Origin of the sequence: Tenacibaculum sp. (assembly GCF_050290165.1) — a bacterium.
Taxonomy (GTDB): domain Bacteria; phylum Bacteroidota; class Bacteroidia; order Flavobacteriales; family Flavobacteriaceae; genus Polaribacter.
In genome coordinates this window covers 146568-159800 of the sequence record NZ_JBNKHD010000002.1, presented here as the reverse complement: position 1 = coordinate 159800, position 13233 = coordinate 146568, and the positions used below count along the sequence as shown (strand labels likewise).

Here is a 13233-nt window from a genome sequence, read left to right as displayed (position 1 = left end):
GCATGAATAGAATCGCTAACGACTTAGGTACTAAAAATATTAGTCAACTTCTCTTAAAGCAAGCCATTCCTGCTTCTATAGGTATTTTAGTAATGTCAATAAACATGATAGTTGATACTATTTTTGTAGGAAGATGGATTGGTGTACTAGCTATTGCAGCCATTACTGTTGTATTACCCATTGCTTTTTTAATTTCATCAATCGGGATGGGTGTGGGAATTGGAGGAAGTTCTATTATATCACGAGCTTTAGGTGCTCAAAAAGAAGATAAAGCGTTTGAGGTTTTTGGGAATCAAATTTCGCTTACTATTGGATTGTCTGTTTTATTTGTACTGTTGGGAACTTTCTTCTGTTTGCCTATTTTACAACTTTTTGGAGCTAATGGAGATATCATTGCTCCTGCTACTGAATATTTTCATGTAATTGTTTGGGGAGTTCCTTTTTTAGCCTTTGCCATGATGGGAAATCCAGTTATTAGAGCTGTAGGAAAACCGAACTATGCAATGTTTACCATGATTTTGCCTGCTATCGCTAATATTTTTCTAGATGTTGTTTTTATAAAATTCATGAACCTTGGAATGTTTGGTGCAGGATTAGCTACTTCTATTTCGTATGCTGTTAGCGGATTATTTATTTTGTGGTTCTTCTTTTCAAAAAATACTGAATTAAAAATAGTTCCTAAATATTTTAAATTTAATCATTCAATTTTAAAGGAGATTTTTTCTTTAGGAGGAGTAACAGTTGTAAGACAAGGAACCATAAGTGTTTTGGTAATTGTTTTAAATTACACACTTTTTAAGTATGGAGGTGAAGTATCGATTGCCATTTATGGCATCATTAATAGGGTTATGATGTTTGCTTTATTTCCTGTTTTAGGAGTTACTCAAGGATTTTTGCCTATTGCAGGGTATAATTACGGAGCTAATGATTCTAAAAGAGTCAAAGAAACCATTAAAATATCTATTTTATTTGGTACTGTAATTGCAACGCTTATTTTTATATTAATTATGCTATTCCCTGATGAATTAGTGCATGTATTTACAGAGGATAAAGAACTGTTAAATCTTACTCCAAACGCTTTAATCATTGCTTTTTTAGCAACGCCTGTAATTACAACACAGTTAATAGGTTCAGCATATTTTCAAGCAGCAGGAAAAGCCTTACCTGCATTATTATTAACACTTTTAAAACAAGGAATCTTTTTAATTCCTTTAGTATATGTTCTGCCTAAGTTTTATGGTGTAAATGGTGTATGGATGTCTTTCCCAATAGCTGATGTTTTATCTACATTGGTAACCTACTTCTTTTTAAAGAAAGAGATTCAATTAAATTTGCAAACTAAAAATTAACACTTCTTTTTTTCCTCTTTGTAAAAAAATAGATACCTTTGAAACGTTCATTTCAAATAAATGCCAAAAACTGAAACATTTAATAAAGAAACTGTTATAAAGCAGGCTACTGAAGTTTTTCATCAGAAAAGTTACAGTTTAACTTCTATGCAAGATTTAGTAGATGCTACCGGCTTAAACCGGTCTAGTATATATAACTCTTTTGGTAGTAAGTTAGACCTTTATATGGAATGCTTAAAAAATTATCAGTCTGCATTTAAATGTAATTTTGATGAAATAACGAAGACTGCAAAAACTCCAATCAAAGCAATTGAAGCAATTTTTTTATTAAATGTTAGAAGTAATATAACAAACAATGTAGGGTGCCTTATTAATAATTGCACTTCTGAAATGGCCAATCAGGAGCCCATTATTAAAGGGTTTTTAAATAATAATCATAATAACATGATTCAATTATTCCAAGATCTTGTTGAAAAAGGACAACATGAAGGTTCTATTAACACCAATAAGTCTTCGTATGAATATGCCTTATATTTAGTTAATTCTCTACAAGGTTTGAGTATTTCTGGTATTGTAATGAACGATTATAATCATTTAGAAAGCATTGTAAAAACAACACTTTCTATGTTAGATTAATTTTTTTTAACTCTATTTGAAACGATTGTTTCAAATAAAAAAACAAATGAATAATGAGTAAATTAGAAAAAAAAGTAGCAATAATAACAGGTGCTAATAGCGGAATTGGTTTAGCTACAGCCAAACTATTTTTAAAAAATGGAGCTAAAGTAGTGTTAGCAGGAAGAAGAGAAAATGCTTTAAAAGAAGCGACTAAAGATTTAACAGGTGATTTTATCACTGTTGTAGCTGACGTATCTAAAGAAGAGGATAATGTATTGTTAATTCAAAAAGCTGTTGAAAAATATGGAAGCATAGATATCTTATTTCTAAACGCAGGTGTTGCTCCTGTTTCTCCAACAACAGATATTACTATTGATCATTATAATGAAGTCTTTGATATTAATGTTAAAGGACCAATATTGGCTACAAAAGAGGCTTTACCATATATTAACGACAATGGAGTTATACTATTTACCAACTCAATTGTACATCAAAAAGGTTTTGATGGTTTAGCTGTATATTCTGCAAGTAAAGGAGCTTTAAGAGCTTATGCTAGAGTACTTACTTCTGAAATAAAATCAAGAGGTATACGAGTAAACTCTATAGCTCCTGGACCAATAGAAACACCTATTTATGGAAAAATGGGATTGCCGCAAGATGTTGTTGAAGAAATGGGGAAAGGTTTTGCTACTCAAGTACCTTTAGGTAGATTTGGAACTTCTGATGAAATCGCAAGAACAGCATTGTTTTTAGCTTCAGAAGATGCTTCATTTATTAATGGTGTTGAATTAGAAGTTGATGGTGGTTTAAGTCAAATATAACTCTTTAAATAAAAAGGCTGAGATTATGTCTCAGCCTTTTTACTTTATAATATTGATTCTCCATTTAAATTGGTGGTTAGTACATCACTCATATAATCGAAGAAAGGTCGTAGTGCTTTAAAGGCATCATCAACTCTTGTTAAAAATTCTGGAGCTTGTACCTCTTCATCAGAAAAATGTTGAATAGCGATATATCCTTTTTTACGAATCAAATCGATATCTGGGTGCTCCTTATCAAATCCTTTTGGGGCTGTTTTTAGTTCATCACCTTCGAGCTTACCACCAAAATGCTGTGTATAGTTTTTCTCTTGTAAAATTTCTCTAATTTCAGAAGCATCCATTTCAAATTCTTTACGAATACGAAGTAAATCTTCTTTATTAGGTTCCCAAAAACCACCAGCTAAAAAGCTATCTCCAGGACAAATATGTAAATAATAACCACCTCTTAATTCAGGTTTTTTTCGATTAAAAGAACCACCAAAATGTGTTTTATAAGGAGTTTTATCTTTTGAAAAACGAACATCTCTATAAATTCTAAACAATTTATGCTTATCAACTTCATCGTGTTTATTCAGGTTTTCTTGAATGGTTTTGTACACCTCTTTTACATTGTTTTGAGCCTTGGTGAAGTCTTTTTTATGCTCAGTAAACCAATCACGATTATTATTTTCTTTTAAGTCTTTTAAAAATTGAAATGTTTGTTTATCTATTTGCATTTTTAGCGAATTTAAAATTCTAAGGTACAAAAAAACTCCACTATCATCTAGTGGAGTTTGTATTTTATATTTAGGTTAGTTTATACGTTAAATCTAAAGTGCATTACATCACCATCTTTAACTATATACTCCTTCCCTTCTACTCTCATTTTTCCAGCTTCTTTAACTTTAGCTTCACTACCATATGTTACAAAATCGTCATATCCAATAGTTTCTGCACGGATAAACCCTTTTTCAAAATCGGTATGAATTACTCCAGCTGCTTGTGGAGCTGTAGCTCCAATTGGAATCGTCCAAGCTCTTACTTCTTTAACACCAGCTGTAAAATAGGTTTGTAAGTTTAACAATTTGTATGCTGAGCGGATTAAACGAGAAACTCCAGCTTCTTCTAACCCTATATCAGCTAAGAACATTTGACGCTCTTCATAGTCTTCTAATTCTGTAATATCTGCTTCTGTACCTACAGCTAAAACAATAACTTCTGCATTCTCGTTAGCTACAGCTTCTTTAACTGTATCTACATATGCATTTCCAGAAACAGCTGAACCTTCATCAACATTACAAACATATAATACAGGTTTAGCTGTAATAAACTGTAAAGGTTTTACAAATTCTTCTTCTTTTTCAGTAAATTCAATAGAACGAATAGATTTTCCTTCCAACAAAGTTGTTTCTACCTTTAATAAAATCTCTAATTCAACTTGAGCTTCTTTGTTACCAGTTTTAGCAGTTCTTTTTACACGTTCTAAACGTTTTTGAACTGTTTCTAAATCTTTTAATTGAAGCTCAATATCAATTGTTTCTTTATCACGGATAGGATTTACAGATCCATCAACGTGTACAATATTATCATTGTCAAAACAACGTAATACATGTAAAATAGCATCAGTTTCACGAATGTTAGCTAAGAATTGGTTTCCTAAACCTTCACCTTTACTAGCTCCTTTTACCAATCCAGCAATATCTACAATCTCTACGGTTGCAGGCAATACTCTTTCAGGGTTTACTAACTCTTCTAATTTCTCTAAACGAGTATCAGGTACGTTTACTACTCCTAAATTTGGTTCTATGGTACAAAACGGAAAATTCGCACTTTGTGCTTTTGCGTTTGATAAACAGTTAAATAAAGTTGATTTTCCTACGTTAGGTAATCCTACAATTCCAGCTTTCATTCTAAGTTTTTATTGAAATTTTGCGAGTGCAAATATAGTGCTTTGATTTCTAATTACGCTATTTAATTATTACTCATTAATTAGTTAATTATTTTATGTAAGATTAAAAAAATTAACATTTTTTTAAGTTAATTGTTGTTTTTGATTACTTTTAGAGGGTAATAATTAAAAAAACTTTTCTTATGATGAAACAGAAACTCTTTATCATTTGCTTTTTATTTCTTGGATTACAAGTAATAAATGCTCAAATGCAAATAAAAGGAACAGTGAAAGATGTAAATAATGAGCCTTTGCCAGGTGCTAATATTTTAGTGAAAGGAACAACGAATGGTACTTCTACTGATTTAAATGGTGAGTTTTCTTTAAATGCTGATCCTAATGGGATATTAATTATAAGTTTTTCAGGTTTTGAAACGCAAGAAGTTCAAATAGCTGGAAAAAGTAATTTTAATATTATTTTAAAGGAAGGTTTACAGTTAGAAGAAGTAGTTATTGTAGGATCTAGAAATGCTAGAAGAACTGCAATAGATACACCTGTACCAGTTGACGTAATTGATGTTGGAGATTTAGCTACTAAAAATGGAAAAGTAGAAGTGAATGATATTTTACAATATGCAGCTCCTTCATTTAATGCAACTAAGCAATCAGGTTCAGATGGTGCGGATCATATAGTACCTGCTTCGTTACGTGGTTTAGGTCCAGATCAAACATTAGTGCTTATTAATGGTAAAAGACGCCATCAATCATCGTTAGTCAATATCTTTGGTACTCGCGGGCGTGGTAATTCTGGAACAGATTTAAATGCGATTCCTTCTGCTGCTATCAAAAGAATAGAAGTTTTAAGAGATGGGGCTTCTGCTCAATATGGTTCTGATGCTATTGCTGGAGTTATCAATATTGTTTTAAAAGATAATACGGATGGTGTTTCAGGAAGTTTAGGTTATGGAGCTTATAGTACTTCGATAGGTAGTGGATGGGCTGAAGCAACAGGAGAAACATTATACAATGTTGAAGGAAAAAACAGGTTAGATGGAGAAGATAAGAGTTTTGACGGAGGTACTTTTAAATTAGACTTAAATTATGGCGCAAAATTGAATGATAAAGGTGGTTTTGTAAACTTTACTACTGAATTACTATCAAAAGAGAGAACTTTAAGACCTGGATTTTCTTGGCGAAAAGGATATGGTAGTGCTGCTATAGATGGATTCAACTTTATGGTAAACGCTAGCTTACCTATCAATGATAATACAGAAGTATATGCTTTTGGAGGAAGAAATTATAGAGATACTGATGCTTATGCTTTTTCAAGAGATCCATACGTAGATGGTGACCCTGATAATTCTGATAATCGAAGTGTTCCAAGCTTACATCCTAATGGATTTACACCAAGGATAACCTCTAATATTACAGATATTTCAGTTTCTGCAGGGATAAAACATAAGTTAGAAAATGGTTGGGAGGTTGATTTTAATAATACATATGGAGAAAATAAGTTTCATTATTTTATAAAAGATTCAAATAATGCATCATTGAAAGATGCTTCTCCTACTGATTTTAATGCAGGGGGGCATAGTTTGTCACAAAACACCACAGGGTTAGATTTTACTAAATATTTAGAAGACTTAATGAGTGGTGTTAACTTAGCCTTTGGTTTAGAGTATAGAACGGAAAACTTTATCATTTTTGCTGGTGAAGAAGCTTCATACGGATTATATGATGATAATGGAGTTTTAATGATAAATCCTGCTGTTCAACCAGTAGCTATAGATAGCAATGGAGAAGAATTACCAGGAGGTTCTCAAGGATTTCCTGGGTATGGTCCAGACAATGAAGTAGATCGTTCAAGAAGTAATGTTGGTATCTATTTTGATTCTGAATTTAACTTTACTGAGAAATTTTTAGTAAGTGCGGCTCTTCGTTTTGAAGATTATAGTGATTTTGGAAGCACTTTTAATTTTAAGTTAGCTTCAAGGTTTAAAGCAAGTGATAATTTAACCTTAAGAGGTTCCGTTTCTTCTGGATTTAGGGCTCCATCATTAGCTCAATTATATTATAATTTAAAGTTTACCAATATTGTAAATGGAGAATCACTTCCTTCATTGTTATCGGCTAATAATAGTACCGTAACTAGAGCTTTTGGTATAGAGCAATTAAAAGAAGAAACAGCATTCAATGCTAGTTTAGGATTTACATATAAAATAGGAGGATTTACTGCTACAATAGATGCATATTCTATTACAGTTGATGATCGTATTATTTTAACTGATAATTTTGATGCTTCAGGTTTAAATTTAGGAGTTGATGCAGCACAGTTTTTTGCAAATGGAGTTGATACAAAAACCCAAGGATTAGATATTGTTTTAAACTATAAAAAAACGTTTGAAGACCATAGAGTTAATGTAGGTTTGGTAGGTAACTTTAATGATACTAAAATAGAAAAGATTAAAAATGGTAACTTAAATAGATTTACATTCTTTAGTCCTTTTTCCGAAGCTTATTTAAAAGCTGCTGCTCCAGATCATAAATTTGGTTTAAACTTAGGGTATGGTTACAAAAAGTTTGATGTTTCTTTAAACTTGACAAAATTTAGTGAAGTTCAATTACAAGATTTTCAATGGGTAGATGCACCAGCTACTACTCAAGCAGAAGCTGATGCGTTATATGCTGTTGCTACAGATACCTACAAAAGTAAAATTACAACTGATTTAAGCTTAAGTTATGCCTTTACGGATAAAATTACTTTTACACTTGGAGGTAATAATATTTTTAATGTGTACCCTACTCCACAATTTGATGGATGGACAGATCAAGGTGGATTAGCAGATTCTGTACAAATGGGATCAGACGGAGCTTATTTCTTTACACGTTTAGGATTTAAACTTTAAAAATTAATTTTTTATAGAAAACAAGAAATCCCGAGAATGTTCTCGGGATTTCTTGTTTTTATTGATTATAGAAATCCTCTATTATTCGTTATGCATAAAACGTTGTTTCGCTAATAACTCCTCTTCTGTTTCAACATTATCTTCATCAGGAACACAACAATCTACAGGACAAACTGCCGCACATTGTGGCTCTTCATGAAAACCTTTACATTCAGTACACTTATCAGCAACAATGTAATAAATTTCATCAGAAATAGGCTCTTGATCTTCATCTGCATTGGCAGATTTACCGTTTGGTAAAACGATATTTCCTGTTAAATCAGTACCGTCAGAATACTTCCAATCATCAGCTCCTTCATAAATAGCTGTGTTTGGGCATTCAGGTTCACAAGCCCCACAATTTATACATTCATCAGTTATTATAATTGCCATAATTAATCTCTTTCAGTTTTGTAACTTTGCACACGCAAAAATAGTTCCAATTTAATTTAGAACCAAATAAATGGATAGTATAAAAAGTAGAATTAACGCTTTTCATAAACTAGGAGAATTTTTAAGCCAGTTTTCTCAAGAAAAAATCGAGAAAAAAGAACATATAGAACACAATGAGTTATTTTTTGATGGATTTAAGCATCAACTTAAAATAGCAGGAGAAAATAATACGTGGTTTACCAAAGAAAACCTGTTGCTTTCAATAGAAAATTGGACAAAAGCATTGACTGCCGATAATTTGACAGAGTGGATTTTTAATGAAAATTTAGGAGCTAACGAAGCTAAGTTGGTTGCTATTATTATGGCAGGAAATATTCCTTTGGTAGGATTTCACGATTTTTTATCGGTATTAATCTCTGGTCATTCAGTTTTAGTAAAGCAATCGTCAAATGATAAACATTTATTGCCGTTTTTAGCTAAGTATTTGGAATATGTAGAACCTGAATTGAAAGGTAAAATATCATTTACTGAAGAAAAGTTGACTGGTTTTGATGCGGTGATTGCAACAGGAAGTAATAATACAGCTCGTTATTTTGAATATTATTTTAAAGACAAGCCGAGTATTATCCGAAAGAATAGGAATTCTGTAGCAGTTTTAACAGGAAATGAATCTGAAGAACAAATGCAAAATTTAAGTGAAGATGTTTTTCGTTATTTCGGATTAGGATGTCGTTCCGTTTCAAAAATATTCATTCCTAAAAACTATAATTTTGATGCTTTTTTCAACGGAATGTATAAGCAACATGAAATTATAAACAATGTTAAATACGCTAACAATTATGATTATAATAAAGCGGTGTATTTAATGAGTGAATTTGATATTTTAGAGAATGGCTTTTTAATGATTAAAGAAGATGAAAGCTACGCCTCTCCTATCGCTTCTGTTTTTTATGAGTATTATGATAATACTGATGACTTGAAAATAAAACTTTGGGAAGATAGAGAGCAAATTCAGTGTGTGGTGGCTGACAATTTTATAGAAAATGAAATAGAGTTTGGACAAACACAGCACCCTAAGTTATGGGACTATGCTGATGGGGTAAACACATTAGAATTTTTATCAAAAATTTAGAACAACCTCTCTATATAAATTTGCACCTTTGTGTAACAAAACACAACAACACAAATGAAAAAACACAACTTTAGCGCAGGCCCTTGTATTTTACCAGAAGAAGTGCTTCAAAAAGCTTCTGAAGCGGTTATTAATTTCAACAATGACAACCTTTCTTTAATAGAGATTTCTCATAGAAGTAAACCTTTTGTGGAGGTAATTGAGAAAGCAAGAAGTTTAGCCTTAGAGTTATTAGGACTAGAAAATAAAGGCTACAAAGCATTGTTTTTACAAGGAGGTGCAAGTATGCAATTTTTAATGGTTGCCTACAATTTATTGAATAAAAAAGCAGCGTATTTAAACACTGGAACTTGGAGTAGTAATGCTATTAAAGAAGCAAAATTATTTGGAGAATTGGTAGAAGTTGCTTCTTCAAAAGATCAAAACTTCAGCTACATTCCGAAAGGATATAAAATTCCAACGGATGTAGACTATTTTCACTGTACCAGTAATAATACCATTTATGGAACGCAAATGAAGAGTTTTCCAGAAACTCCGGTTCCTATGGTATGCGATATGAGTTCAGATATTTTTTCTCGTCAATTAGATTTCTCAAAATTTGATTTGATTTATGCCGGAGCTCAAAAAAATATGGGGCCAGCAGGTACAACTTTAGTGGTTGTAAAAGAAGATATTTTAGGAAAAGTAGAACGTCAAATTCCTTCTATGTTAAATTATCAAGTGTTTATTGATAAAGACAGCATGTTTAATACACCTCCTGTATTTCCAGTATATACTTCTATGCTGACTTTAGAATGGTTAAAAGATTTAGGAGGAATCGAATTTATTGAGAAAGTAAACGAGAAGAAATCAACTTTACTATACAATGAGATAGATAGAAATCCTTTATTTAAAGGGGTTGCGGCTATAGAAGATCGCAGCCATATGAATGCGACATTTGCCTTAGTAAATGAGAATCTACAAACTAAGTTTGATAGTATGTGGGAAGAAGCCAATATAAACGGATTACATGGTCATAGAAGTGTTGGAGGTTACCGCGCAAGCATGTATAACGCGTTACCTTTGTATAGTGTTCAAGCTTTGGTAGATGTGATGCAAGAATTAGAAAGAATAAGTTAGATATAAAGTCATTCCGAAAGAAATGAAGGGATCTTATTAATCAAAAGATTGTCAAATCATTTCATTCCTCTCAATGACATACCTATTAAGATAGAAATGAAAATATTAGTAAACGATGGAATTTCCATTAGCGGAATTGAAGCTTTGGAAAAAGCAGGATTTGAAGTAATAAATACTAAAGTTGCACAAGAGCAACTTGAAAACTATATAAATGAGCATAACATTGATGCTATTATTGTAAGAAGTGCGACACAAGTACGTCAAGAATTGATTGAAGCTTGTCCAAGTATTAAATTAATTGGTCGTGCGGGTGTTGGTATGGACAATATTGATGTTGAATTTGCTATTGATAATGGCGTATATGTAATCAATACTCAAGAAGCCTCTGCCCTATCGGTAGCGGAATTGGTATTTGCACATTTATTTGGTATGGTGCGTTTTCTACACCAATCTAACCGTGAGATGCCTCTAGAAGGAGATATACATTTTAATGCCTTAAAAAAACAATATTCTCAAGGAATTGAATTAAGAGGCAAAACTTTAGGGATTATTGGTTTTGGTCATATTGGGCAAGAAGTAGCAAAAATAGCTTTGGGATTGGGTATGAAAGTAATAGCAATGGATACAGAGGTAGAAAATGCGACAATAACAATTCCTTTTTTCGATGGACAAACCGTTAATTTTTCTATAGAAACTCAGTCATTAAAAGATGTGTTATCAAAATCAGATTTTATCACATTACATTTACCTGCTCAAGAAGAATATATTTTAGAAGCAGCGCAATTCAATCAAATGAAAGATGGTGTTGGAGTGATTAATACGTCAAGAGGAGGAATTTTAAACGAGGTAGATTTGGTTAATGCTATTGAAAGTGGTAAGGTGAAATATGCAGGATTAGATGTTTTTGAAAGTCAACCAACACCTGAAATTCAATTATTGATGAATCCTGAAATTTCTATGACACCTCATATTGGAGCATCAACTATTGAAGCACAGGAAAGAATTGGAGTTGAGTTAGCTAATAAGATTATAAAACTGTTAAGCGAATAATTCATGGCGATTGTAAAACCATTTAAAGCGGTAAGAGCACCTCGTGATAAAGTTGCGTTAGTTTCCTCTAAATCGTATGAGATTTATACTCCTGCGGAAATTGGAGCTAAACTTGATTTTAACCCATATACATTTTTACATGTAATTAATCCAGGGTATAAATATCATAAGCAAGATGTTACAGGTGAACAACGCTTTAAACTGGTGCACAACCGTTATTTAGAGTTTAAAGAGAACGAGGTTTTTCAACAAGATAAAGTTCCAGCTTTTTACGTGTATCAAAAAATAACTCCTTCAGATAATTTCTGCGGAATTATTGCGGCAACTTCTGTTGAAGATTATCATAATAATGTGATAAAAAAACACGAAGATACTTTAAAAGAGCGCGAATTATTGTTTGAAAATTACTTGAAAAACACTGGATTTAATGCTGAACCAGTACTACTCACCTACCCTGATAATGATGTGATAAATTCTATCATACAAAAATATCAGAAACAAAGAGCCGAGTATGAGTTTTCTACTTCAGACAAAGATGTACACTTTTTATGGGTAGTAAGTGATGATAATGATATAAAGATGATTTCTAATGCTTTTGAACAGATAAACACCTTATATATAGCAGATGGGCATCACCGATCGACATCTTCTTGTTTATTGGCTCAAAACTTAGCTGAAAATAACCCAACCCATACAGGTAACGAAGAATACAACTTTTTTATGAGTTATTTGCTACCTGAAAGCCAATTAAAAATCTATGAATTCAATCGATTCATTAGAGATTTAAACGGTTTAACTCCGGAAGAGCTTTTAATAGAATTAGATGCGCATTTCAGAATTGAAAATCGTGGACAAGAATTGTATAAACCTAAAGAGAAGCATCATTTTAGTATGTATTTGAATGGTGAATTTTATGCTTTGTACTTACGTAAATCTATTTACAATTTTACAGATTGTTTGAGTGAATTAGACGCATATATCTTATATACAACAGTATTGCAACCTATTTTAGGAATAGATGATATACGAAATGCTTCTAAAATTGTGTATTCGCAAAATAAATCGGACGGATTAGAGCTAAAAACAAAAGTTGATAGCGGAGAGTTTAAAGTATCGTTTGGAATGTTACCAACCAACATTAGAGAATTAAAAACTATTGTGGATGCTGGCTTAATGATGCCCCCAAAAACCACATATATAGAACCTAAATTACGTAGTGCTTTAACCATTTATGAATTTTAATGTAGAAGTTTGCACTTATAATTATTATAATGATAGGAATTAAAGAAAATCTTCAAAAAATAAAATCTAGTTTACCTGAGAATGTAACTTTAGTAGCGGTTTCTAAAACTAAACCTATTGCTGATTTACAAGAGGCTTACGATGCTGGTCAACGAATCTTTGGTGAAAATAAAATTCAAGAAATGGTTACCAAGTATGATGCTTTACCTAAGGATATTCAATGGCATATGATAGGGCATTTGCAAAGTAATAAAGTTAAATATATGGCACATTTTGTTGATTTAATTCATGGTGTGGATAGTTTTAAAACTTTAAAAGAGATAGACAAGCAAGCCAAAAAGCATGGTAGAGTTATTAATTGTTTATTACAAGCTCGCATTGCCAAAGAAGAAACCAAATTTGGGCTGCCTTTTGAAGAAATAAAAGAAATTTTAGCTTCTGATGAATTAAAAAAATTAAAGAATATCAAAATTGTTGGATTAATGGGAATGGCAACATTCACAGATAATAAAGAACAGTTGCAAGATGAATTTTCATCGTTGTCTAATTTCTTTAGTAAAAATCAAAAAAATTACCCTGATTTACAAACACTATCTATGGGGATGAGCGGAGATTACCAATTAGCCATTGAAAACGGAAGCAACATGGTGCGAATAGGGAGCTCAATTTTTGGAGTTAGAAATTATATTGCTTAGAT

General features: G+C 31.9%; 12 protein-coding genes. 9 read left to right on the top strand and 3 right to left on the bottom strand.

Features of this window, described 5'->3' with window-relative positions; genetic code table 11:
• Positions 1–2: 2 nt before the first annotated feature.
• Genes ACQY6M_RS02695 through ACQY6M_RS02685 form a run of 3 tightly spaced genes read left to right on the top strand, consistent with a single transcriptional unit; the run spans position 3 to position 2788 of the window.
• Positions 3–1349: an MATE family efflux transporter gene (locus tag ACQY6M_RS02695; protein ID WP_428740273.1), complete on the top strand. Its 1347-nt coding sequence runs from the start codon at positions 3–5 to the stop codon at positions 1347–1349.
• Between the two features lie 60 nt (positions 1350–1409).
• Positions 1410–1985 (top strand): TetR/AcrR family transcriptional regulator, encoded by a 576-nt coding sequence (locus ACQY6M_RS02690; RefSeq protein ID WP_428740272.1) that lies wholly within the window; start codon positions 1410–1412, stop codon positions 1983–1985.
• Positions 1986–2038: 53 nt separating this feature from the next.
• Positions 2039–2788 carry an SDR family NAD(P)-dependent oxidoreductase gene (locus ACQY6M_RS02685; protein WP_428740271.1) on the top strand — a complete coding sequence of 250 codons (750 nt, stop codon included), beginning with the start codon at positions 2039–2041 and terminating at the stop codon, positions 2786–2788.
• A gap of 44 nt (positions 2789–2832) precedes the next feature.
• Here the strand turns inward: ACQY6M_RS02685 and ACQY6M_RS02680 are convergent, their stop codons facing one another.
• Complete coding sequence (locus tag ACQY6M_RS02680; RefSeq protein WP_428740270.1) at positions 2833–3504, bottom strand: DUF2461 domain-containing protein; 672 nt, start codon at positions 3502–3504, stop codon at positions 2833–2835.
• Between the two features lie 80 nt (positions 3505–3584).
• Positions 3585–4676: a redox-regulated ATPase YchF gene (gene ychF, locus ACQY6M_RS02675; protein WP_428744907.1), complete on the bottom strand. Its 1092-nt coding sequence runs from the start codon at positions 4674–4676 to the stop codon at positions 3585–3587.
• Between the two features lie 182 nt (positions 4677–4858).
• On the opposite strand from ychF, the gene ACQY6M_RS02670 reads away from it, so the two are divergent.
• Positions 4859–7561 carry a TonB-dependent receptor gene (locus ACQY6M_RS02670; RefSeq protein WP_428740268.1) on the top strand — a complete coding sequence of 901 codons (2703 nt, stop codon included), beginning with the start codon at positions 4859–4861 and terminating at the stop codon, positions 7559–7561.
• A gap of 81 nt (positions 7562–7642) precedes the next feature.
• Here ACQY6M_RS02670 and ACQY6M_RS02665 read toward each other — a convergent pair whose 3' ends face one another.
• Positions 7643–7993 carry a 4Fe-4S dicluster domain-containing protein gene (locus ACQY6M_RS02665; protein WP_133536413.1) on the bottom strand — a complete coding sequence of 117 codons (351 nt, stop codon included), beginning with the start codon at positions 7991–7993 and terminating at the stop codon, positions 7643–7645.
• A 70-nt stretch (positions 7994–8063) separates the two neighbouring features.
• Between ACQY6M_RS02665 and ACQY6M_RS02660 the strand changes: the two genes are divergently transcribed.
• The 5 genes from ACQY6M_RS02660 to ACQY6M_RS02640 all read left to right on the top strand — a co-directional run bounded on the left by ACQY6M_RS02660 (position 8064) and on the right by ACQY6M_RS02640 (position 13231).
• Entirely contained in the window at positions 8064–9125 is a 1062-nt protein-coding gene (locus ACQY6M_RS02660; protein ID WP_428740267.1) for an acyl-CoA reductase, read from the top strand.
• Positions 9126–9179: 54 nt separating this feature from the next.
• Positions 9180–10244 carry a 3-phosphoserine/phosphohydroxythreonine transaminase gene (serC, locus tag ACQY6M_RS02655; RefSeq protein ID WP_428740266.1) on the top strand — a complete coding sequence of 355 codons (1065 nt, stop codon included), beginning with the start codon at positions 9180–9182 and terminating at the stop codon, positions 10242–10244.
• Between the two features lie 96 nt (positions 10245–10340).
• Positions 10341–11294 carry a D-2-hydroxyacid dehydrogenase gene (locus ACQY6M_RS02650; RefSeq protein ID WP_428740265.1) on the top strand — a complete coding sequence of 318 codons (954 nt, stop codon included), beginning with the start codon at positions 10341–10343 and terminating at the stop codon, positions 11292–11294.
• 3 nt (positions 11295–11297) lie between these two features.
• Entirely contained in the window at positions 11298–12536 is a 1239-nt protein-coding gene (locus ACQY6M_RS02645; protein ID WP_428740264.1) for a DUF1015 domain-containing protein, read from the top strand.
• A 32-nt stretch (positions 12537–12568) separates the two neighbouring features.
• Entirely contained in the window at positions 12569–13231 is a 663-nt protein-coding gene (locus ACQY6M_RS02640) for a YggS family pyridoxal phosphate-dependent enzyme (protein WP_428740611.1), read from the top strand.
• Positions 13232–13233 lie beyond the last annotated feature (2 nt).